At 62.2% G+C, this 20,572-nt stretch carries 21 protein-coding genes; 8 read left to right on the top strand and 13 right to left on the bottom strand.

Translation table 11 applies throughout. The features are described from left to right. The first annotated feature begins 56 nt into the window (after nt 1-56). Complete coding sequence (locus OOZ52_RS09485) at nt 57-2,669, top strand: M14 family metallopeptidase (RefSeq protein ID WP_274698268.1); 2,613 nt, start codon at nt 57-59, stop codon at nt 2,667-2,669. A gap of 45 nt (nt 2,670-2,714) precedes the next feature. On the opposite strand, the gene apaG is transcribed toward OOZ52_RS09485, so the two are convergent. From apaG to OOZ52_RS09470, 3 genes are all read right to left on the bottom strand, one after another. After that, nucleotides 2,715-3,110, bottom strand: coding sequence for a Co2+/Mg2+ efflux protein ApaG (apaG, locus tag OOZ52_RS09480; protein WP_274698345.1), 396 nt, complete (start codon nt 3,108-3,110; stop codon nt 2,715-2,717). Nucleotides 3,111-3,215: 105 nt separating this feature from the next. Continuing rightward, nucleotides 3,216-5,213, bottom strand: a complete 1,998-nt coding sequence (locus OOZ52_RS09475; RefSeq protein WP_274698267.1) for an alpha/beta hydrolase family protein — start codon at nt 5,211-5,213, stop codon at nt 3,216-3,218. Between the two features lie 74 nt (nt 5,214-5,287). Further along, complete coding sequence (locus OOZ52_RS09470; RefSeq protein ID WP_274698266.1) at nt 5,288-6,496, bottom strand: trans-sulfuration enzyme family protein; 1,209 nt, start codon at nt 6,494-6,496, stop codon at nt 5,288-5,290. 79 nt (nt 6,497-6,575) lie between these two features. On the opposite strand from OOZ52_RS09470, the gene OOZ52_RS09465 reads away from it, so the two are divergent. Together OOZ52_RS09465 and OOZ52_RS09460 are read left to right on the top strand one after the other, a co-directional pair. Continuing rightward, nucleotides 6,576-7,850 (top strand): glycosyltransferase family 39 protein, encoded by a 1,275-nt coding sequence (locus OOZ52_RS09465; RefSeq protein ID WP_274698265.1) that lies wholly within the window; start codon nt 6,576-6,578, stop codon nt 7,848-7,850. Nucleotides 7,851-7,917: 67 nt separating this feature from the next. Further along, nucleotides 7,918-8,211 (top strand): GIY-YIG nuclease family protein, encoded by a 294-nt coding sequence (locus OOZ52_RS09460; protein ID WP_274698264.1) that lies wholly within the window; start codon nt 7,918-7,920, stop codon nt 8,209-8,211. Between the two features lie 49 nt (nt 8,212-8,260). Here the strand turns inward: OOZ52_RS09460 and OOZ52_RS09455 are convergent, their stop codons facing one another. From OOZ52_RS09455 to OOZ52_RS09425, 7 genes are all read right to left on the bottom strand, one after another. Then, entirely contained in the window at nt 8,261-9,427 is a 1,167-nt protein-coding gene (locus tag OOZ52_RS09455) for a glycosyltransferase family 2 protein (protein WP_274698263.1), read from the bottom strand. 50 nt (nt 9,428-9,477) lie between these two features. Next, nucleotides 9,478-10,536 carry a 3-isopropylmalate dehydrogenase gene (gene leuB, locus OOZ52_RS09450; protein WP_274698262.1) on the bottom strand — a complete coding sequence of 353 codons (1,059 nt, stop codon included), beginning with the start codon at nt 10,534-10,536 and terminating at the stop codon, nt 9,478-9,480. Between the two features lies 1 nt (nt 10,537). Continuing rightward, nucleotides 10,538-11,137 (bottom strand): DNA repair protein RecO, encoded by a 600-nt coding sequence (recO, locus tag OOZ52_RS09445; RefSeq protein ID WP_274698261.1) that lies wholly within the window; start codon nt 11,135-11,137, stop codon nt 10,538-10,540. A gap of 10 nt (nt 11,138-11,147) precedes the next feature. After that, nucleotides 11,148-13,121, bottom strand: coding sequence for an alpha/beta hydrolase family protein (locus tag OOZ52_RS09440; protein ID WP_274698260.1), 1,974 nt, complete (start codon nt 13,119-13,121; stop codon nt 11,148-11,150). A gap of 78 nt (nt 13,122-13,199) precedes the next feature. Continuing rightward, a complete protein-coding gene (locus OOZ52_RS09435; protein ID WP_274698259.1) occupies nt 13,200-13,445 on the bottom strand; it encodes an accessory factor UbiK family protein in 246 nt (81 codons plus the stop codon). Between the two features lie 36 nt (nt 13,446-13,481). Next, the gene (locus tag OOZ52_RS09430) at nt 13,482-14,033 is read right to left on the bottom strand and encodes a TspO/MBR family protein (protein WP_274698258.1); all 552 of its coding nucleotides are present in this window, start codon (nt 14,031-14,033) and stop codon (nt 13,482-13,484) included. Between the two features lie 103 nt (nt 14,034-14,136). Further along, nucleotides 14,137-14,919 (bottom strand): TlyA family RNA methyltransferase, encoded by a 783-nt coding sequence (locus OOZ52_RS09425; protein ID WP_342454948.1) that lies wholly within the window; start codon nt 14,917-14,919, stop codon nt 14,137-14,139. 67 nt (nt 14,920-14,986) lie between these two features. Here OOZ52_RS09425 and OOZ52_RS09420 point away from each other — a divergent pair, with 67 nt between their 5' ends. Both OOZ52_RS09420 and OOZ52_RS09415 read left to right on the top strand, forming a co-directional pair. Then, a complete protein-coding gene (locus OOZ52_RS09420) occupies nt 14,987-15,574 on the top strand; it encodes a hypothetical protein (RefSeq protein WP_274698257.1) in 588 nt (195 codons plus the stop codon). Nucleotides 15,575-15,600: 26 nt separating this feature from the next. Next, complete coding sequence (locus OOZ52_RS09415; RefSeq protein ID WP_274698256.1) at nt 15,601-16,116, top strand: hypothetical protein; 516 nt, start codon at nt 15,601-15,603, stop codon at nt 16,114-16,116. 171 nt (nt 16,117-16,287) lie between these two features. Here OOZ52_RS09415 and OOZ52_RS09410 read toward each other — a convergent pair whose 3' ends face one another. Continuing rightward, nucleotides 16,288-16,455 carry a hypothetical protein gene (locus OOZ52_RS09410; RefSeq protein WP_274698255.1) on the bottom strand — a complete coding sequence of 56 codons (168 nt, stop codon included), beginning with the start codon at nt 16,453-16,455 and terminating at the stop codon, nt 16,288-16,290. Between the two features lie 396 nt (nt 16,456-16,851). Between OOZ52_RS09410 and OOZ52_RS09405 the strand changes: the two genes are divergently transcribed. The 3 genes from OOZ52_RS09405 (at nt 16,852) to OOZ52_RS09395 (ending at nt 18,909) form a co-directional block, all read left to right on the top strand. Beyond that, on the top strand, nt 16,852-17,928 hold the full coding sequence (locus tag OOZ52_RS09405) for a branched-chain amino acid aminotransferase (protein ID WP_274698254.1): 1,077 nt from the start codon (nt 16,852-16,854) through the stop codon (nt 17,926-17,928). 17 nt (nt 17,929-17,945) lie between these two features. Beyond that, a complete protein-coding gene (locus OOZ52_RS09400; RefSeq protein ID WP_274698253.1) occupies nt 17,946-18,347 on the top strand; it encodes a helix-turn-helix transcriptional regulator in 402 nt (133 codons plus the stop codon). A gap of 91 nt (nt 18,348-18,438) precedes the next feature. Next, entirely contained in the window at nt 18,439-18,909 is a 471-nt protein-coding gene (locus OOZ52_RS09395) for a DUF4199 domain-containing protein (protein WP_274698252.1), read from the top strand. A 24-nt stretch (nt 18,910-18,933) separates the two neighbouring features. Here the strand turns inward: OOZ52_RS09395 and OOZ52_RS09390 are convergent, their stop codons facing one another. After that, nucleotides 18,934-19,563: a glutathione S-transferase gene (locus OOZ52_RS09390; protein ID WP_274698251.1), complete on the bottom strand. Its 630-nt coding sequence runs from the start codon at nt 19,561-19,563 to the stop codon at nt 18,934-18,936. Continuing rightward, on the bottom strand, nt 19,556-20,542 hold the full coding sequence (trhO, locus tag OOZ52_RS09385; protein WP_274698250.1) for an oxygen-dependent tRNA uridine(34) hydroxylase TrhO: 987 nt from the start codon (nt 20,540-20,542) through the stop codon (nt 19,556-19,558). Before trhO ends, OOZ52_RS09390 begins: the two co-directional genes overlap by 8 nt. Nucleotides 20,543-20,572 lie beyond the last annotated feature (30 nt).

Genomic DNA, 20,572 nt, shown 5'->3' with positions numbered 1-20,572 from the left:
GCAAGTGCTTGACCGCGCCGGATCGTATCCGCAGACCTGTGCGCGGGGACTTCCACATGGAGAATCGCATGATCCGCTTCCTGCTCGCTGTCTTCGCTGCATGCGTTGCAACGGTTTCACCTGCTGCCGCGCAAAGCTTCCTCGAAGGCAATTTCGATGACAGCATTCCGACACTGGAACAGGTCGCGGGGCATCGCAGCGGAGACCAGATCACCCGGCCCGAAGTCGTGGTCGATTACATGGAGGCGCTCGCCGAGGCCGCGCCCGAACGAATACGGCTGGTCGAATATGCGGTGAGCTGGGAAGGCCGCCCACTCGTCTACGCCATCATAACGTCAGAGACGAACATGGCGCGGATCGATGCGATCCAGGCCGATATGCAGCGCATTGCACGTGGCGGTGCGCCGGGGGCGGACAGTGTGCCGGTGACCTGGCTTTCCTACGGCGTGCACGGGGACGAGATCAGCTCTTCCGACGCGGCGCTGGCCACGGCCTACCACCTGCTGGCGGCAGAGGGTGATGCACTGGTCGACATGATCCTTGCCAACACTGTAGTGATTATCGACCCAAGCCAGAACCCGGACGGGCGCGCGCGCTTTACAAACTCCTATTACCAGCAGCTTGGCATCGCGCCTTCGGGCCATCGCTCCACGGCGGGGCATGACCAGCCGTGGCCGGGCGGTCGCTTCAACCACTACCTGTTCGATCTCAACCGCGACTGGTTTGCGCTCACCCAGCCCGAAACGCGCGGCAAGGTGGCCGCAGTGCGCGACTGGCATCCGGTGGTCTATGTCGATGCGCACGAGATGGGAGGCGACAGCACCTATTTCTTCCCGCCGAGTGCAGACCCGTTCAATCCCTACATCACCCAGACCCAGCGCGAGCGGCAGGGCCTTCTCGGCCGTAATATGGGCACGTGGATGGACCGCATTGGCGAGCCCTATTACACGCGCGAAGTCTTCGACGCCTTCTACCCCGGCTATGGTGACACCTGGCCGACGCTGAACGGCGCGATTGCTATGACCTTCGAGCAGTCGAGCGCGCGTGGCCTCGTGTGGGAACGCAGCAATGGCGAGCTGCTTACCTATGGCGAAGGGGTACGCAACCACTTCATCACCTCGCTAGCGACAGCCGAGACGGTAGCGCGCAACAGTGACCTGTTTCTGAACGACTACGCCAGCTATCGCAGCAGCGCCGCCAATGGTGCAGCGGGCAGCGGCTGGTTTGTAATCGACCTCGCCGACCGGGCGTGGAACGCGGAGTCGCTCGCACGCCGCCTTGCCCATCAGGGGATCGCCGTTGGCCGCGTGACAGGTCCTGCGAATGCCTGCGGGCGCAGCTATCCGGAAGGCTATCTCTCGGTTTCCATGCGCCAACCAACCGCACGGCTGATCCGTAGCCTGCTCGACCGCGATGTCGAGCTTCCGGCAGACTTTATCGCCGAGCAGGAAGCACGCCGCGCGAGCGATCTGCCGCACGAAATCTACGACACCACCGCCTGGTCGGTCGGCCAGATGAGTGGGCTGGACATTGCACAATGCTCCGCCGCCGCTGCGGGAACTATGATTGCTGCGGATGATCCCATGCCGAACCGCACCGCCGCGCCGGGCGCTTTCGGGATCGCCGTGCCGTGGACCGATAGCGGACAGGTGCGTCTAGTCGCCGAAGCCCTGCGTGCCGGCCTCAAGGGCCGTTCCACCGACACCGCCTTCGCCGTGAACGGAGAGGTCTTCCCGCGTGGTACGGTGGTGTTCACGCTAAGCGAGAACGGGGGTTCGCTTGACGCATTGACCACCCTCGCGCGGGAAATCGGCGCGGAAACCCGCCCCCTCGCCTCGAGCTGGGTGGATGACGGCCCCAACCTTGGCAGCGACAGCTTCGTGCTGCTGACAGAGCCGCGTGTGGCAATGGTCTGGGACGGCCGCATCTCGCCGCTTTCAGCAGGTGCCACCCGCTATGTGATCGAACAGCGCTTCGGCCTGCCCGTTGCGCCAATCCGCGCGGACAATGTGGCGCGCGCGGACCTCTCCGATTTCGATGTGCTGCTAGTGGCAGACAGCTTCGGCATCGGCTCGGGCGAGCGCAGCGCCATCGCCCGCTTCGTGCAGCAAGGCGGCGTGCTGGTGACCTATGGCAACTCGCTCGCCAGCTTTGCCAGCGGTGACGATGCACTGTTCTCCACCCGCCGCGAAACCGTACTCGGTGGTGACCCCGATGGCGATGACGAGGACGGCGACAGCGCCGCCGGTACTGCCTTTGAAAACGAGGACGATTACCGCGAGGCCATTCTCGACAATACCCGCCGCCCTGACACCTTGCCCGGAGCGCTGCTCAATACGGTGGTGGACGGCGAAAACTTCCTCGCCGCCGGATACGACGACACCGCACCAACCGTGTTCGCCAACGGTTCGCTGATCCTCACCCCGCTGACACTGTCCGATGGTGTGAACGTGGTGCGCTATGCCGGGCCGGACGATCTGGTGGCCGCTGGCTACGTCTGGGACGAGAACCGCCGCCAGATGGCCTACAAGCCCTACATGATTGCCGAACGCAACGGCCGCGGTCTGGCGATTGGGTTCGCGCATGATCCAACGGTGCGCGGGTATCTCGATGGACTGGACCTGCTGCTGGCGAATTCGGTGATCGTCGCGCCGAGTAGGGTGAGGTGATGTTTGTTTTTCGAAGCCGCCTCCGCGGGTTCATGAAACAAACAATCACACCTCTTCAGGCGCAGCGAGCGGGAAGTAAGGTATCGCCACTTCCAGCTTCTCACCATCGGCAAGATCAAAGGTGTAAAACCCTTCCATCGACCCGGCATTGGTCTGCAATTCGCAGCCCGAGACGTAATCGTGCGCCTGCCCGGGCGCGATGCGCGGGGTTTCGCCCACCACGCCTTCTCCGTTGACCAGGTTCACCATTCCGTTGGAATCGGTGATGCGCCAGTGCCGCGTCTTGAGCTGAATCGTATCCTTACGATCGTTCTCGATCCGGATGTGATAGACCCAGAACCACCGCCCCGCGCCCACGCGCGATTGTTCCGGCATAAAGCTCACCGCAACGCGCACCGTCACCCCGTGGGTGGTTGCAGCATGCTGGAACAGAGACTCGATAGCGGGATTGGACATACACCGAAGTTAGCGCGTCAGACGCACACCACAAGGGGGCTTTGGGAGGTAACCGCCTAAGTGGTGCAAAAGCGGTTCAACCCTGCACCATCAATCCGCGGGATTGTGCCGCGCGAGAAAGTCCAGCAGTGCGTCGTAATAGGCTTGCTCATCTTCCTTGTTCCAGAAGCCGTGACCCGAGTCTTCCAATACCAGTGTCTCGATCTCGACATCGGCGCGGCGGGCGCGGGTTACCATCAGTTCGTACTGGTCGAACGGCACGCGGGTGTCGCGCTCGCCATGGACCAGCAGGAAAGGCCGCGTCAGGCGCGCGACCTGCACGGCGGGCGAAACATCATCGAGGTCGAAGTTGGTCTGGTCTCCATCGACACGGTCCCAATGGCGACCTCGCGTGCGACCAAAGAGGTAATCGCTGTCATGTGCCAGCTGGCGTTCGAAGTGCATCACGCCGGCAAAGCTGATCGCGCAGCGGTAGATTTCCGGATTGCGGATCGCACCCCATGCAGCGGCGAACCCGCCATAGCTGATGCCCATGATGCAGACGCGGTCAGGATCGACGATCCCCTCTTCCACCAGATGCGCGACGGCATCGTCCAGGTCATCCTGCATCCTGCGGCCGATCTGGCCATGGCCAAGCAGCTCAAAGCTCTCGCCATAGCCACCCGAGCCTCGGAAATTCGGCTGCACCACGGCATAGCCGCGATTGGCGAGCAGCTGGACCAGGTCGTCATAGGTATCCCAGTCGCGGATGCCATAAGGTCCGCCATGCGGGTGGACGATCAGCGGCAGGTTGCTCGCCCCACGCCCGCGCGGGAGAGTGAGGTAGCCGTGGATGGTAGTGCCGTCGCGGGCCTCGTACCGCAGGTCTTGCGGCGCTGTGAGCGCCTGTGCCGGCACTTCCGGGCGATACTCGGCAAACAGCGACAAGTCCCTTTCCGCAGGCGTGAACACGTAAAGCGCTCCGGGATCGGCAGAGCCGGATTGCAGCACCAGCATGCGGCTGCGATCGTCGGCCACGTCCAGAATGGTCACCGCACTTCCCGGCAGCGCAGCGCCCAGCATATCGCGCCAGCGGCGGATTTCCGGATCGAGCCATTCGCGGCGAAACCCTTCCCCGGCATAAGCAACCGCGATCGGATTGCGCTGGCTATCGAAACGCACCGATGACACGTCCTCATCCGGTGACTGGAACACCACGTCGCCGAGCTCGCCGGTCGAAAAGTCGAATTCCATCAGCGCGCGGCGGTCTCCGCCAGGAGGCACGGCAATCGAGTATCCGGTATCGCTTCCTGCGCGAAGGCCCATGAAGTCCCAGCTATCCATCGCGTCATCATCATCGATGCGCGCACGCGCCACAGTATCCCAGTCGTCATCGGGGCCGCTGCGGTAACGCATACCGATCTGCCCGCGCCGGCGGAAACCAAGGCCGATACGCACGACGCCCGTTTCATCGGTGATCCACCCGCCAACAACCGGATTTCGGCGTTCTTCCAGCTCGCCGCGTATTTCATCTTCGCGCTCGGTCGAATTGAGGTCAAACCGCCAGACATCGGGTTCCTGCCCGTAGCCTTCAGACATGGAGACGAGGACGAAGCTCCCGTCATCGGCGGTGTGGATGATATTGTCCCCGTCAAAGCTCATCCGGCCAATCGCCAGCGGGCGGAATTGCTCGGGCCCGATGTCATAGGAAATCAGCCGACTGTACCGCACACCATAGCGCAGGTCCGTTCCCAGGACCGAGAACAGCATGCGATCATTGTTGACCCAGCGGAACCACTTGAAATCGTCGGGATCGCCAAGGCTCAGACCGCCAACCAGCTGGCGCGTATTACTGTCAAAGATGGAGAGATACAGAGTTTCATCGCGCACCACGGTAAAGGCGAAACGGTTCCCATCCGGCGATAGCCTCGCGCTACTGAATTCATTGCGTCCGGCAAAGGCCGAAGTCGGGATTTCGGGAGGGATCTCGTCGCTTTGCTGCGCTTCGGCAAGCGATTGCGACTGCTGCGTCTCTGTCTGCGCGGCCGCAGGATGTGCCCAGACAGCCAGCAGTGCCGCCGCTGCAAAAAGTTTCCGAACTGGATTCATGCCCCTTCTCCCCTGCCCGCATATTATGAGAGGTGCCGGACAAGGCAAGGGGGAATAGGTTTACAAACCAGAGACTAAAGCCCGACAGCTCCCAACGCCTGGTCCAGATCCTCGATCAGGTCGAGCGGGTCTTCGAGGCCGACGTTGATGCGCAGCATGCCATCTTCGATGCCTGCCTCCGCGCGACCTTCCTCGCCCATGTTGTAATGCGTGGTGCTGGCCGGGTGGCACATCAGCGTTTTGGAATCTCCGATGTTGTTGGAGATGTCGATCAGCTCGAGCGCGTTGCACAGCGCCATCGCCTGTTCCTGACCCTTGGGCGCAAAGAAAGCGAAGATCGGACCGGCGGACACCATCTGCTTTTGCGCAAGGTCATGCTGCGGATGGCTGGCAAGGTCGGGGTGGAGGACACGCAGGCCCTTTTCCTCAAGGAATTGCGCGACCTGGAGAGCGTTCTTGCTTTGCGCGGGTGCACGCAGCGGAAGTGTTTCCAGCCCCTTCATCACCACCCAGGCGTTGAACGGCGCGACAATCGGCCCGGTGTTACGCTGGAAGGGGGAGAGATACTCCTCGATCCATTCCTTGCTCGAACACACTGCACCCGCCATCACGCGGCCCTGCCCGTCCATCAGCTTGGTGGCGGAATAGGCAACCACGTCCGCACCGAACTGCATCGGCTTCTGCAGCACGCTGGTGGCGAAGGCATTGTCCACCACCGTGGTAATACCCTTCGAGCGCGCTAGGCCGCAGACGAATTCGAGATCCACCAGATCCATCGTCGGATTGGCGGGCGTTTCAAAGAAGAACGCCTTGGTGTTGGGCTGCACGGCGGCTTCCCACGCGGCATTGTCCGTCCCGTCCACCACCGTGTGGGTGATTCCGAAGCGGTTCAGGACATTGTCGAGAATCCAGCGGCACGACCCGAATGCCGCGCGGCCTGCGACCACGTGATCACCCGCAGAGAGCATGCACAGCAGCGAGCTTGTCATCGCCGCCATCCCGCTCGCCTGCATCAGGCACGCTTTTGCGCCCTCCATAGCGGCAATGCGATTCTGCGCCATTTCCACAGTGGGGTTCTTGAAGCGGGAATAGACCATTCCCTCTGCCTCACCCTCAAACCGCGCGGCGACTTCCTCAGCGGAATCGTAAGCAAAGCCGCTGGTGAGGTAGAGCGCCTCAGAGGTCTCGCCATGCTCGCTCCGCTGCGTGCCCGCGCGCACGGCCTGCGTGGCGGCGCGCCAATTGTCGGTTGCGGCGGGGTCTGATCCGGTGTGCTTTTTCATAGGGCAACGGCGTTTAAGGGGGTGAAGCGCGTTTGCCAATTGCCCTTGCAACAAAGCCGCACTAACCCTTGGGCCTTCTATGCACGACGTCCCGCACCATCCTGACGATCCGCTGAAGCTCAACCTAGCCATTACGCTGGGCTTCGTGCTGCTCGCGCTGGTGCGGCTCGGCATTCCAACGACGCCCTATTTCGATGAGGTACACTACCTCCCAGCCGCGCGCGCGGTGCTGGAGCTGGACCCTGCCACCAATGTCGAACACCCGCCGCTCGCAAAGCAAATCATGGCGCTGGGCATCGTCCTGTTCGGAGACAATGCCTGGGGCTGGCGCTTGCCGAGCCTGCTGTTCGGCGGCCTTGCGCTGTTCGCGGCGATGCGGGCCGCCTGGCATTCCACGCACACCCGCGCGGCGAGCCTGCTGACGGGGTTCTTCGTTTCCACCAACTTCCTCCTGTTCGTCCACATGCGCATCGCCATGCTCGACGTGTTCATGGTAAGCTTCCTGATGGTGGCGCTGTGGATGTTCGCCGGGGCGGTCCGGAAGAACGAGGAGGGCCGCTTGCGGTTGATCGTCTGCGGCGTGGCGCTTGGCTGCGCGATGGCGAGCAAGTGGAACGCGATTCCAATCGCTATGCTGCCCGGCCTCGCCTTTCTCGTCGCACGCTGGAAGGCCGAGCGACGGCGGCTCGTGCTATCGACACGCGGCTGGCCGGTAGCAGGGACTTCGCTGTGGGAAGCGGCGATCTGGCTCGGCGCGCTGCCACTGGCGATCTACGCGCTAAGCTTCTGGCCCTTCCTGTTCTGGAACACGCCCGGCTGGCAGGGCGGCGGCCTGATCGCCCTCCACCAGCATATGCTGAGCCTGCAAACACAGGTGCCCGAACCGCATCCGTACCAGAGCGTGTGGTGGCAATGGGTGAGCAATGGCCGATCCATCTGGTACCTCTACGAAGAGATCGACGGCGCACAGCGCGGCGTCATGCTGATCGGCAATCCGGTGACCATGTGGTTCGGCCTGATCGCAATGGGCTGGTGCGCATGGGCGGGGTGGAAAGAGAAACGCAAGGACATGCTCGCGCTCGTTCTGCTCTACGTGGTCAGCATGGCGCTATGGATCGTCGCGCCCAAGGCGGTGCAGTTCTACTTCCACTATTTCCTGCCGGGAATGTTCGTGAGCGGCGCATTGGCACTGGGCGTGGAGCGCATGTGGACGAAAGGCGAGCGACTGGTGCCCGGGGTGATAGTTGCGGGAGCGCTGGCGTTCTTTATTTACTGGTTCCCGATCATGACCGCCGCGCCGCTGGACGGTGAGCAGGCATTTCTGGCGTGGGCTTGGACCGAGGGGTGGCGGTGAGCCCTTCCCTTCGACCGTCATCCCAGCGAAAGCTGGGATCGCTACCAGCAATGCGCCAAGCCTAGACATGGCATTGGGCGGCTATGTCTACATCCTAACGAATAGACGAAACGGCGTCCTTTACATCGGGGTAACTGCCGACCTGCCAGCGCGCATGATGCAGCACCGAGCAGGCAAGGGTTCAGCCTTTTGCCGTCGATACGGGTTGAAGCACCTTGTCTATGTCGAGCAATTCGACACTATCGAGGACGCTATCGCGCGTGAGAAAGCGATGAAGGCGTGGAAGCGGGAATGGAAGGTCGAGGCGATCGAAAAGCTCAATCCTGAATGGGACGATCTTTTTGATCAGCTCAATAATTGAGAGCGATCCCAGCTTTCGCTGGGATGACGTGATAGTGGCGGGACGCTCCCTACCTAAACCGCCCCCACACGAACTTGCTCGACAGCGCGTAGTTCCACACACTCGCGATCACTACGCCGATCAGCGCGGCAGCCCACCAGAGCATGCCTTGGTCTTCCAGCACGGTCGCCACGGCGACATTGGCGAAGGCACCCACGGCGCAGGCGCCGCAGAACTTGAGCCAGCCCCAGAACAAGCCATCGGCCCCGTCCAGTTTCTTGTCGCGGTAAGTGAGGAGGTTGTTCAGCCAGAAGTTGAAGGTCATCGCCACCATGGTGGCGATCGCCTGTCCCCAACCGAAAGCGACGAGGCCAGGCGTGTAGATCGCGAACAGCACGGCCATGTGGACGAAGACGCCAAGGCCGCCGACCATGCCGAACAGCACAAAGCGCGTCGGCACCCAGCGGCCGAAATAGCGTTCCACTAGGCCGCCGATGAAATCGAGCACCACGCCGTGATCGAGCTTGCTTTCGCCTGCGAGGCGCTGTGCGAACTTCAAGGGGAATTCCTTTACTTTGAGGCGCGGCTCGGCAGTCGCGAGGATGTCGAGCATGATCTTGAACCCTATGCCGGAAAGGTTTCCAGCCTGTTTCCGCAGCTGCTCGGTGCGCAGCAGGAAGAACCCGCTCATCGCATCGGTCAGCTCGGTGCCGGTCAGCTGGCGGGCGAGCGCATTGGCCACCCGGCTGCCGTTTTCGCGGCCCTTGCTGGTGAGGCCATCGGCATTGCCGCCTTCGGCAAAACGGCTGGCATAGGCGAGATCATATTCACCCGATTTGACGCTTTCCAGCATCTCGACGAGCAGCTTCGGATCATGCTGGTGATCGGCATCCATGACCGCGACATAGGGCGCGGCGGTGGCGCACATGCCTTCGATTGCGGCGCTGGCAAGGCCGCGGCGGCCGATGCGCTGGATCACGCGGATACGGGGATCGGTGCGGCCGATGCGTCGTGCCTCTTCGGCTGTGCCATCATGCGAATTGTCGTCCACGAACACGGCTTCCCAGCCGGATGGGCCAAGCGCCTCTTCCAGCCGATCGACCATCGGGGCGATGTTGTCTTTTTCGTTCAGCGTCGGCAGCACAATCGCCAGCTCAAGCGGAGCATTGTCGCGTGCCTTGGCAAGCGCGGCGGTGGCTTCGACAGCCTCATGCAGTTCGTTCAAACTCATATCCATGCACCCGCGTTAGAGCGAATTGTTAACCATAAGGTTACCACGGCGCGAAGTTATAGCCGCGCGAGGACCGCATCGCCGACTTCGCGTGTTCCGGCACTACCGCCCAGATCACCGCCGAGCACGCCATCTTCGAGTGTTTTGGCAACCGCTTTCTCGATCCGCACCGCGCCCTCCTCGCGGCCCAAAGAGTGGCGCAGCAGCATGGCGAGCGACAGAATCATCGCCGAAGGATTGGCCTTGCCCTGCCCCGCGATATCGGGCGCGCTGCCGTGGATGGGTTCGTACATGCCGAAGGTGCCGAAGTCGGTTTGGCGCTCGCCCAGAGCGGCGCTGGCGAGCAGGCCAATCGAACCGACGCACATGCTTGCCTGATCGGACAGGATATCGCCGAAGAGATTGCCGGTCACGATCACATCGAATTGGCCGGGATCTTTCACGAGCTGCATAGCGGCATTGTCGACATACATGTGGCTGAGTTCGACGTCCGGGTATTCGGCGTGCGTTTCGATCACGACATCGCGCCACAACTGGCTGGTTTCGAGCACGTTGGCCTTGTCGACGCTGCACAAACGGCTTTTGCGGCCCTGCGCGGTGCGGAAAGCGACATGGGCGATGCGGCGCACTTCGCTCTCTGTGTAAGACATGAGGTCAAAGCCTTCGCGCTCGCCGCTCTCGGTCGTCCGCATACCTTTCTCGCCGAAGTACACATCGCCATTGAGCTCGCGCACGATCAATACGTCGATTTCGCGGGCGATCCCTGGCTTGAGCGCGGACATGTCCTCAAGCCCCGCGAACATAGTCGCAGGCCGCAAGTTCGCGAACAGACCCAGCTCCGCGCGCAGGCCAAGGATTGCCTGTTCAGGGCGCAGGTGGCGTTCCAGATTGTCGCATTCGGGATCGCCCACGGCGCCAAACAGCACGCCATCGGCAGCGCGCGCCATCTCCAGCGTCTCTTCCGGCAGAGGATGGCCGTGCCGCTTGTAGGCAATGCCGCCGACATCGCCCTCGAATACCACCAGCCCCGGCAGATCGAGCGCGGCCAGCACGCGGCGCGCCTCGTCCATGATTTCGGGGCCGATGCCGTCTCCGGGGAAAAGGGCGATCTTCATGTCAGGCAATCCGTGAAAGCAATGTGCGCAGGCGAGAGCGCGCAGCCATAACATCGCCGCGACGGTCAGCAAGCAGGTAGTGCTCCAGCGGCTCTGCCAGCGCGTCCATAACTTCTATGACCGCTGAAAGCTCTCCTTCGGGACGCCCGCCCGCGCCGCCATAGCCCAGCTCGCGCAGCAGCAGCGCCTCGTACCCGACAAGCGCCGAAGCCCAGCCGCGCGCAGAGGGCGCATGGCATATGGCATCGAGGGTGCCGGAGAGAGCCTCGAACAATGTCGGATAGGGCTGGCGTTCGGGCAAGGCAGTCGCGGTGAGCGCGCAGGTCCAGCCGATGGCAGCAGCGGCCAAAGGCTCACTCAGCCACGGTCCGCGACTGGCGGTGAGCTCAACCTTGGCAAAGGGCAGCTGGCTGTCAGACTTGGCGGACAATTGCAGGTCCACCGCGTTGCCGGGAATAACGACAGGCCGCAGCTGCCGCCCTCGCCCGCCCGCGACATATCCCGCGACCAGGCCGTATTCCGCCGTCAGAAACCGCGCGACAACCGCTGTCTCGCCATGCTGGCGGGCAGCAACAAGAATGGCAGGCGCGCGGAGGTGCATGCAGAGGCAGTTAGTCCGATGCTTCGTCCAATCCAAGCTGCTCGCGGATAAATTCCGCTTCTTCGCGGGCGTAGAATAGCTGGTTCGCCAGCTTGCGCCAGCCGTGCCCTTCATCCGGAATGCGGATGAACGGGGCATCGACCCCGTTTTCACGAAGCGTACGCACCATCATCTCGGTCTCAGCGATGTCGACGCGCGGATCGTTCACGCCATGCGAATAGAGGACGGGCACGCGGATGTTATCGGCGCGGAAGACCGGAGAAATCTCCCCGTAAAACTCGCGCCAGTGCTCTTCCGAGATGTCGCCGAACTCGATCCGGTCACTCGCTTTGAGACCGGGTGAGGCGACTTCAAGTGCGGTGATCCAGTTGCCCACGCCGAACAGCGAAACCCCGGCAACAAAGGCGTCCGGATAGTCGGCGAGCACGGCGTTGACCATGTAGCCGCCGTAAGAACCGCCCTGCACTACCGCACGCTCGGGATCGATCAGGCCGTCATTGCCGAGCGCTTCGAGCAGGTCGACCAGATCGCGCACGCTGTCCAGTCGCCGCTCCCGATCATCGAGCGTTGAATAGGTGCGCCCTAGTCCGGTCGATCCGCGCACATTGGGAGCGAACACCGCAACACCAAGATTGACGAGGTACTGGATGCTGGCGTTGTACGTCGGGCCCGATTGCCCTGATGGCCCGCCATGCACGCGGAACACCACCGGCGGTGCCTGGTCGCCTGTCCCCGCGCCTTCTGGCAGATAGAGCAAGCCCTGCAATTCCACCCCGTCGCGCGCCGGATAGCGCACGACTTGCGGCCGGACGAGTGTGTCGGGATCGATCCCTGCAAGGTTGGCGGCGTAGACCTGCGTCGCCTGCGCATCACCCGGCGTAAATGCGTAAAGATCGCCCGGCGTTTCCCAACTGTTGACGCGCACCAGCACGGTATCGCCCCTGCAATCGACGCTGTAGCTGCCGCCCGGAAGCTCTGGCGAGGCAAGGTTGGACATGCTCGGCCCGTCCCAGAAATGCAGGCTTTCAAAGCCGTCCTGGCTTTCCGTCCACGCGATAATGTCGGAATTGGCACCGCACAGCCTGATGTCGCCGACATCGTGATCGGGCGCGTGATAGACAGCGGTCTCTCCAGTCGCGACTGTATACTCGCTTAGCGCCGCATATTCGCGCCCGGCGTTGCCGGCAAAGATGAGCGCACTGGAATCCGCAGCCCAGGTGAAACCGCCCAGCGAATGGCTTGCACGTTCCTCTTCGGGCGGCGCACTGATTGTTGTCAGTTCACGGCTGTCGAGATCGAGCAGCAGGAGATTGTCGGCATCCTCTCCCACGCCCTGTGTCACTACGGCATAGCGCCCATCCGGAGACACCGAACCGACATAAGTGCCCAGCGTGCCTTCGTAGATAATCTCCGAATTGCCATCGAAGTCGGCGCGGTAGATATCGAAATCTACACCGTTTCGCACAGGCGACGAGTAGACGAATTCGTCTTCTCCCACGAAGTCACCAAAAATGCGGAAATCGCCTGATGCGGCAGGCAGGACAGAGCGTTCCCCGCTGCCATCAGCGGCAATCCAGAAGTAGCCGGGCTGCTCGTCGCCATCACGGTCTGCCGAATAGAGGATACCCGATCCATCGGGCGTCCAGCGGAAGAAGGTCGGGCCGGTACGGAAGGTCAGCTGCTGCGGTTGCCCGCCGGTGGCCGGAATGCGCCACAGTTCGGATTGACCTGTTACGTTCCATGAGAAGACAATAGTCTGCCCGTCTGGCGAAAGCTGCGCACCACCCGCACCGCTGGCAAGGAGATAGCGCGCGATATCGGCGGGCTGATCACCTGCGAAGCCAATGTTCACTTCCGAACTATCAGGCTCGGTCGCTTCGATGCTGAGATCGGGGCCGGACTGGCCGCCAAAGCTGGTGTCTTGCGCCAAGGCGGGGGCGGCGCTCAATGCAGTGGCGGCGAATAGGATAACGGAAAGGCGCATGAGTCGACTCCCTGAAACGTCAGGGTTCGACACAAGCATGTTTTGAGGGCGAGGAGAAGGCTCCCCGGTCGGGGCAGATTACTTGATCTTGGCTTCCAGCGCGGCGAGCTTTGCTTCGAGGATCTCTATCTTTTCGCGCGCGGTTGCAGCCATGTCTTTCACCGCGTCAAATTCTTCGCGGGAGACGAAATCCATGCCGCCCATCGCCTCTTTCATCTTCTCGCGCGCGTTCTCCCGCGCTTCACGGCCCATTCCCGCCAGCGTACCCGCAGCGGAATTGGCGACTTTGACGAAATCGGCGATGATCTTGTTTTCGCTTTGCATGGTGAGAATGTGGGCGGTCAGCCCCCTCTGTGCAACTTAAATTTCAAAACTCTGCACGGCGCCGTCATCTTCCATCGGCTGGGCATCGGGATTGAGCTGCAGGAACTGCCAGTTGAGAAGCGTCGCGAACAGGGCCCAGGCCAGATAGGGTAGCAGCAGGATCCCGGCCCATTTGCGCACCTGGAAGAACAGATAGATCGTCGCAATCAACGCAACGTCCAGCGCAAGGATTACGAACAGCGCGCTTGTGATCTGCTGCTGGCCGAAGAAGACCGGCGACCATGCAAGGTTGATCGCGAACTGGATCAGGAACGCAACAATGGCCCATGTCCGCATGCGCGATCCCCAGGCTGCGCAGACCATCGCGAAGGCAAGGCCCATCATCGCATAGAGGATCGTCCAGACGATCCCGAACGTCGCGGGCGGCGGGAAAGTGGTCGGCTTGTCGAGCGACTGGAACCACGCGCTGTTGGCATCGCCGCCCACGGTTCCGGCGAGGAAGCCCAGCAACATCACCAGCGGCACAAGAAACAGGGACCAGCGGATCAGGCTGGCGCGCAATTGCCCCGGAGACGCGATGCGATTCATTTAGGCGGACCTCTCGATTCGTTTGACCAGACTTGTGGCGAGGCTCTGGCGCTAGGGCAAGCGTGCCACCCCCGGCTGTCCGCAGACGGGGCATTCCATGCGATCAATCCACGGGCTGCGAGAGCGTTCCGCGCACTGCATGTACGAGGAATTCGACATTACCTTCGGTCCCGGTGATCGGGCTTTCGGTGAGACCCGCCACGCGCCAGCCTTCGCTTTCGAGCCAGTCAGTCACCTCGTCACATACGCGCTTGTGCAGCGAGGCATCGCGGATGATGCCGCCCTTGCCGACTTCATGCTTGGCGACTTCAAACTGCGGCTTTATCAGCGCCACCACGCGGGCATCGGGCGCGGCGAGCTGGAGCGGCACTTCGAGCACCTTGGCAAGCCCGATGAAGCTCGCGTCGCACACCACCCAGTCGCACGCCCGGTCGATCAGATCAGTGGTGAGCGCGCGGGCATTGGTCTGTTCGAGCACGGTGATCCGGTCATCCTGCCGCAGCTTCCACGCGAGCTGGTTGGTGCCGACATCGACTGCAAAGACATGGTCTGCCCCGTGGTGCAACAGCACTTCGGTAAAACCGCCGGTAGAACTGCCGATATCCATCGCCACCGCACCAGTGGCATCGAGTCCGAAGTGCTTGATCGCGTGGTCGAGCTTCATACCGCCGCGCCCGACCCAGGGATGGTCACGGCCGCGCACTTCTATCGCCCAGTCTTCAGGCACTTGCTGGCCAGACTTGGTGATCCGTTGCAGCTTGTCCGGCGGGCCTGCGAACACCAGTCCCGCCATTACCAGCGCCTGCGCACGGGTGCGGCTTTCCGCCTCGCCGCGCGCGACAAGCAATTGATCGATACGGGTGCGAGAACTCTTGCGCTCGGCCATGGGAACGGGCGATAGGGGGCGCATGGCCATTGTGCCAGACGCTTTTTCGCAAAGGAGCCGTGCCAGCATGCGCATTCCATCAGTGATCGCCATCGTGTGCGGCAGCGCCGCAATCGCCGCTTGCAATTCCGAACCGGAAATGGGCGACGCCGAACAGGCCACTGTAGAGGCTCCGCAGCCGGTCATGACTCCTGCAGCAGTCGCCAGCGCCGCGCCCGATGGCACCGCTTTGGTCGCGGGCGAATGGACGGTGAACGAAGATGCCACCGGAGTCCGCGCGCAGTACGCGGTGGAAGGCATGCAGCCTTCACTGATCGTGACCTGCGACCCCGCCTACAACAGTGTTTCGATCTCGATGGCTTCATCGGCCGGGGCGGCGGAGGCGTGGCGGCTCGACGCCGGAGGAGAAGCCGCACGCATCGACATGCTGCCATCGGGCGGCGTACTGCCCGAACTCACCGCTCAGGTTGATCACGGCCTTGCCATCATCCGCGCACTCGGCGATCAGGGGCAGGTCTTCATGCTGACTTCGCCGCAGCGCCAATCCTTCCAGTTCCCCACCCATCCGGGCATTCGCAGAGTATTAGACAGATGCACCCCACAACCCGCACCCGCCGCCACGATCGAGCCCGTAGAGGACGCTGGTATCAGCTGATCGTTCTGCCCCTGATCGGACTGCCAATGCTGGCCGCATGCCAGCCACCCGCGCCCGAGCCGACACCCGTCCCCTCACCCACTCCGGTGGTCACGCCTGCGCCGACGCCTACTGCTGTCGCGACAGTCTCTCCGGTATTCGAAAACTGGCAGGACGCGCCGCAAACTCCGGGCGACTGGCGTTACGTGTCCGAGCCGACCGAGACGCTTGCCGTGTTCGGCACGGGGCGCACGCCCGATACGGTGGAACTGATCATCCGCTGCGATCTTGCCACTCGCCGCGTCGGCATCGCCCGATCCGGCCGCGCGAACGGTCAGGTTGAAATGCTGATCCGCACCGAAACGCAGGATCGCACGCTAACCGCCACCCCCGTCAACGCCGCCGCACCGCTGCTGACGGTGGAACTGTCCGCGCGCGATAGCCTGCTCGATGCGATTGTCTTTTCAAAGGGACGCTTCGCGGTGGAGGCCCCCGGCACGAACGGTCTTTACGCGCCCGCCTATCCCGAGATTACGCGGGTGATGGAGGATTGTAGGGGGTAGGGAGTGGGTTGCTGGCTGAGCGCCAGGATTTGATTTTTTGTTTAGCCTCAAGCGCCGGCGTTCGCGTCCGCTCACTTGGCTATCCTCGCCTGAATCCCTCCGCTGCGCTCCGGGGCGGCTGCGGGCGGCCAGTCGGCCTTGCGGCCCTAGCGGGCCGTGCTCCGCGAAACGTTAGTAGGATAGCGCCAGGCTCTTGGTGAGTGCCATGAGATTGGCGCTGAAATCGGGCGCGACTAGCGCACGACAGAAGGCGACCGCCCGACCGCAGGTGCCGCGCAGCGAAGCGGAGCGGACAGCACCGAGGACGAAGCCGCGGAGGCGGCTTCGAAAAACAAACATCAGGGATAATCTCGCGGGCGCTCTCCACCCGAAAAGCGAAGGTGTGATTATCCCTGTGAAAAAGATAAATTCAAGACTTGTTTTCACCGACTCGCCGATTCACAAATGCAGTCAAGGCCAGCGGTAATCGCAGGTCTTGGGCCCCGGTGAAAAGGCGGCTCTTGGCTTTCAAGCGCGAAAGGAGGTGATCCGATGTCTCATGGTTCAGCAGGGAGGTCGGAAACGACCCGTGCGGGGCATATTCGGTAGGCTTTCTTACGCCGAGTAAGGCTTCGTTGGCGGTGTAACGACCGCTGACCATGCGAAGGCCAGTTTCACCGAGGTGGAACTGGCCTTCTCATTTTGTGGCTTCTCACAAGACTTGCGACTCCCCGCGCAGCGTCCTAATCCGCGCGCATGGAATTGACCCGCATCCCTCACCCCGCGCCCACGCCTGACGCAGACCGCGTTGCGGCGATTGCCGATCCCGGTTTCGGCACACTGTTCACCGATCACATGATCACCGTCGACTATGACGAAGGGAAAGGTTGGCACTCGGCCACACTCGGCCCGCGTCAGCCCATTCCGCTCGATCCGGCAGCATCGGTGCTGCACTACGCTCAGGAAATTTTCGAAGGCATGAAGGCCTACAAGCTTGGCAACGGCACGATGGCGCTGTTCCGGCCGGAGGCAAATGCGGCGCGGTTCAACAAGTCGGCAGCGCGGCTTGCCATGCCCGATTTCCCCGAGGACGTGTTCGTCGATGCGGTGAAAGAGCTGGTGCTGGCAGACAAGGACTGGTTCCCCAGCGTCGAGGGCGGTTCGCTCTACATCCGCCCCTTTATGTTCGCGACCGAGGCATTCCTCGGCGTGCGACCGGCCAAGCAGTACAAGTTCGTGGTGATCCTTTCGCCCGCCGGAAACTACTTCAAGTCGGGCGCGCCCGCAGTTTCGGTCTGGGTCAGCGATTACACCCGCGCAGCCCCCGGCGGCACTGGCGAAGCCAAGTGTGGCGGAAACTACGCGGCCAGCCTCGTCCCCACCGGAGAGGCGTTCGCCAAGGGCCACGACCAGACCGTTTTCCTCGACGCGGCAGAGCGCAAGTGGATCGAGGAACTGGGCGGAATGAACCTGTTCTTCGTGTTTGACGATGGCCGCATGATTACCCCGCCCCTGCGCGGCACTATCCTGCCCGGCATCACCCGCGATTCGATCATGCAACTGGCGCGCGAGCAGGGCCTCGACGTCAGCGAAGAGATGTACTCGATCGACCAGTGGCGCGCCGATGCCGAAAGCGGCAAGCTCGTCGAAACGATGGCCTGTGGTACCGCTGCGGTTGTGACCGCGGTAGGCAAAGTCGCCAGCCACGACGGCGAATTCACCATCGGCTCAGGCGGCCCCGGCCAGCTGACGAGCACGATCCGCGAAAAGCTCGTCGGCATCCAGCGCGGGACCGTTGAGGACCGCCACAGTTGGGTGATGCGGATCGAATGAAGGCACACTGGCGATGGATGGCAATGTACGGCGCCGCTATCGCCGCGCTTTCGCTTTTCCTGACCTGGGCTGATTGGCGACATCTCTCGCGCGAGTGGACTACCGAATTCTACAGTGTCGTTATCGCCTTGGTGTTCGCCGCGCTTGGTATCTGGTTGGGCAATCGATTGACACCTACTGCGCGCGCGAAAGAATTCGTCCGCAATGATCGCGCAATCGCTAGCCTCGGTATCTCTCCTCGCGAGTGCGAAGTGCTTGAGAAACTCGCCGAGGGACGGGCCAACAAGTTGATTGCACGCGATCTCGATATCTCTCCCAATACGGTGAAGACCCATCTGGCCAAGCTGTTCGAGAAGCTGGAAGCAAACAACCGAACCGAAGCGATTGCCAAGGCGCGCGAACTCGGCCTGCTCCCGTAAATTGGAGTGATTTTGCCCAAATCACCCGTTTGGGTGATAGCGGGCACACGAGCCACGTGACAGGCCAAGGCCACCAACAAGGAGGCATTTCATGACCCAGACACGTACAGTTCTCACCTTCGGCTCGATCTCCGGGATAATCCTCGCCGTACTGTTCCTGACGACGCTGAGCTTCATGGACACGTCCAGTCCCGACAACACCTTCGGCATGATCATCGGGTTCCTCACGATGTTCATCGCGCTGAGCGTAATCTTCGTCGGGGTGAAGCGGTACCGCGATCAGGAACTGGGCGGCGTGATTGGTTTCTGGCAAGCCCTTAAGCTCGGGATCGGCATGGCGCTGGTAGCATCGCTTTTCTACGTACTCGGCTGGGAAGCCTATCTCGCGTCCACTGACTATGCTTTCGTGCAGTCGGCGATCGACATGGGATATCCGGACTACGCCAACCCGGCCTATCGTCTGCCGATCACCTTTACCGAGATCCTACCAGTAGCTCTGGTGGTGCCGCTGGTGGCCGCAGCCCTCCTGCGCAATCCGCGCTTCATGCCGGCGAAGGTCTAACCAAGCGCCGAACCACTCGACCGATCACAAAGCCATGGCAATGGGCGCATCGCCTTCCTGCCATGGCTTTTCGCGTTGCATCGCGGTTTTGAACAGGTCGCTTTCCAAGTGCCCCGCCAGCCATTGCTGCACATGCGGCAGGTCGAGCGCATCGAACCAGGCGCGGTCGTGGTTGGCGAACTGGCGGATGAACGGGAATATCGCCACGTCGGTCAAGCCGCGTTTGTCACCGCACAGTTGACCCTGCCCAGCGATCCGTGCGTCGAGTTTGCGCAGGAACTCTTCTCCGCGGTCGCGGTGGGGCATTGGATCGCAGTCATCATAACGCGTCGGGTATTTGTAGTGGTCGAGCGCGTGTTTGAACGGACCATCATTCTCGGCGATCAGTTCTTTGTCCTCGCGCTCCAGCCAGCCTTCGGGGTCGGTGTGGCCGAGAGCCCAACGTATAATGTCGAGGCTTTCTTCCAGAAACGCACCATCACTGTGCACCAGCACGGGCACGGTGGCCTTAGGTGAGACATCGAGCATTGCCTGTGGCTTGTCGGAAAGCTTCACCTCGCGCAGCTCGCAGCGGCTCTTGCTGATGACGAGCGCCATGCGGGCGCGCATCGCGTAGGGGCAGCGGCGGAAGCTGTAGAGAATACGGTCACTCATCGTCGAAACCATCCGGCCCGGCGCTGGTCGCGAGCTTCTTGCCGAGGTGTGCCTCACCGCGGCTTGCGGCGAGCTTTTCCTGCTTCTGCCGCTCGCGATAGCTCGCGCGCTGCTGCTCGGTCTTCTCGGTGATGCACGCGGCGCAGCTGACGCCTTCCTCGTAATATTCGGAAGCCTTGTCCTCTTCGCTCAGGGGGCGACGGCAGGCGCGGCACAGGCTGTAGGGGCCTTGCTTCAGGCCGTGGCCTACACTCACGCGCTGATCGAACACAAAGCATTCCCCGCGCCACATGCTCAGTTCCTCGGGGATCTCCTCGAGGTATTTCAGGATGCCGCCCTTGAGGTGATAGACCTCGTCCACCCCTTCTTTGGCGAGGAAGGCGGTCGACTTCTCGCAGCGGATGCCGCCGGTGCAATACATGGCGACCTTGGGCTGCTTGCCCTCCCCGAGCAGCCGCTCCCGCTCGGCACGGAACCATTCGGGGAAATCGCGGAAGCTCGGCGTCTTCGGGTCAATCGCACCGTCGAACTGGCCGATGGCAACCTCGTAGTCATTGCGCGTATCGATCACGATGGTGTCGGGATCAGCAATCAGGTCATTCCAGTCGGCGGGATCGACATAGGTACCCGCGTGCCTGGCAGGATCGATATCGGGCTGACCCATGGTGACGATCTCGTTCTTGAGCCGCACCTTCATCCGCAGGAACGGCATCTTCTGCGCGCCCGAAAACTTCACCGCAATATCGGCGCAGCCGGGAAGTCCGCGAATATGCTCGAGCGCTGCATCAATCGCCTCTGGCGTGCCGGCAATCGTCCCGTTGATCCCTTCTGCAGCGAGCAGCATGATCCCGCGAATGCCCTGCTCGTCAAATAGCGCCTGCAGCGGAGCTTGCAGCGCTTCGTGATCATCAAACCGCGTGAACTGGTACAGCGCGGCGACGCGGATGGGGGCATTGGGAACGGAGGGATCTATCGGCATGCGAGGCGCCTTAGCGACAGGCGCCGCGCG

It is taken from the genome of Aurantiacibacter sp. D1-12 (genome assembly GCF_028858515.1).
In the GTDB taxonomy this organism is placed as follows: Bacteria; Pseudomonadota; Alphaproteobacteria; order Sphingomonadales; family Sphingomonadaceae; genus Alteraurantiacibacter.
The sequence above is the reverse complement of the archived record's forward strand: the minus strand, read 5'-3'. Positions and strand labels throughout refer to the sequence as shown.

Excerpts from the sequence above, each read along its gene's own strand:
- trhO (WP_274698250.1), bottom strand. The coding sequence starts at position 20,542 with ATGCCGATAGATCCCTCCGTTCCCAATGCCCCCATCCGCGTCGCCGCG.
- OOZ52_RS09435 (WP_274698259.1), bottom strand. The coding sequence starts at position 13,445 with ATGCAAAGCGAAAACAAGATCATCGCCGATTTCGTCAAAGTCGCCAAT.
- OOZ52_RS09420 (WP_274698257.1), top strand. The coding sequence starts at position 14,987 with ATGCGCATTCCATCAGTGATCGCCATCGTGTGCGGCAGCGCCGCAATC.
- OOZ52_RS09405 (WP_274698254.1), top strand. The coding sequence starts at position 16,852 with ATGGAATTGACCCGCATCCCTCACCCCGCGCCCACGCCTGACGCAGAC.
- OOZ52_RS09400 (WP_274698253.1), top strand. The coding sequence starts at position 17,946 with ATGGCAATGTACGGCGCCGCTATCGCCGCGCTTTCGCTTTTCCTGACC.
- leuB (WP_274698262.1), bottom strand. The coding sequence starts at position 10,536 with ATGAAGATCGCCCTTTTCCCCGGAGACGGCATCGGCCCCGAAATCATG.
- OOZ52_RS09425 (WP_342454948.1), bottom strand. The coding sequence starts at position 14,919 with ATGGCCGAGCGCAAGAGTTCTCGCACCCGTATCGATCAATTGCTTGTC.
- recO (WP_274698261.1), bottom strand. The coding sequence starts at position 11,137 with ATGCACCTCCGCGCGCCTGCCATTCTTGTTGCTGCCCGCCAGCATGGC.
- OOZ52_RS09395 (WP_274698252.1), top strand. The coding sequence starts at position 18,439 with ATGACCCAGACACGTACAGTTCTCACCTTCGGCTCGATCTCCGGGATA.
- OOZ52_RS09475 (WP_274698267.1), bottom strand. The coding sequence starts at position 5,213 with ATGAATCCAGTTCGGAAACTTTTTGCAGCGGCGGCACTGCTGGCTGTC.
- OOZ52_RS09460 (WP_274698264.1), top strand. The coding sequence starts at position 7,918 with ATGGCATTGGGCGGCTATGTCTACATCCTAACGAATAGACGAAACGGC.
- OOZ52_RS09430 (WP_274698258.1), bottom strand. The coding sequence starts at position 14,033 with ATGAATCGCATCGCGTCTCCGGGGCAATTGCGCGCCAGCCTGATCCGC.
- OOZ52_RS09440 (WP_274698260.1), bottom strand. The coding sequence starts at position 13,121 with ATGCGCCTTTCCGTTATCCTATTCGCCGCCACTGCATTGAGCGCCGCC.
- OOZ52_RS09410 (WP_274698255.1), bottom strand. The coding sequence starts at position 16,455 with ATGTTTGTTTTTCGAAGCCGCCTCCGCGGCTTCGTCCTCGGTGCTGTC.
- OOZ52_RS09455 (WP_274698263.1), bottom strand. The coding sequence starts at position 9,427 with ATGGATATGAGTTTGAACGAACTGCATGAGGCTGTCGAAGCCACCGCC.
- OOZ52_RS09485 (WP_274698268.1), top strand. The coding sequence starts at position 57 with ATGGAGAATCGCATGATCCGCTTCCTGCTCGCTGTCTTCGCTGCATGC.
- OOZ52_RS09390 (WP_274698251.1), bottom strand. The coding sequence starts at position 19,563 with ATGAGTGACCGTATTCTCTACAGCTTCCGCCGCTGCCCCTACGCGATG.
- OOZ52_RS09415 (WP_274698256.1), top strand. The coding sequence starts at position 15,601 with ATGCTGGCCGCATGCCAGCCACCCGCGCCCGAGCCGACACCCGTCCCC.
- OOZ52_RS09470 (WP_274698266.1), bottom strand. The coding sequence starts at position 6,496 with ATGAAAAAGCACACCGGATCAGACCCCGCCGCAACCGACAATTGGCGC.
- OOZ52_RS09465 (WP_274698265.1), top strand. The coding sequence starts at position 6,576 with ATGCACGACGTCCCGCACCATCCTGACGATCCGCTGAAGCTCAACCTA.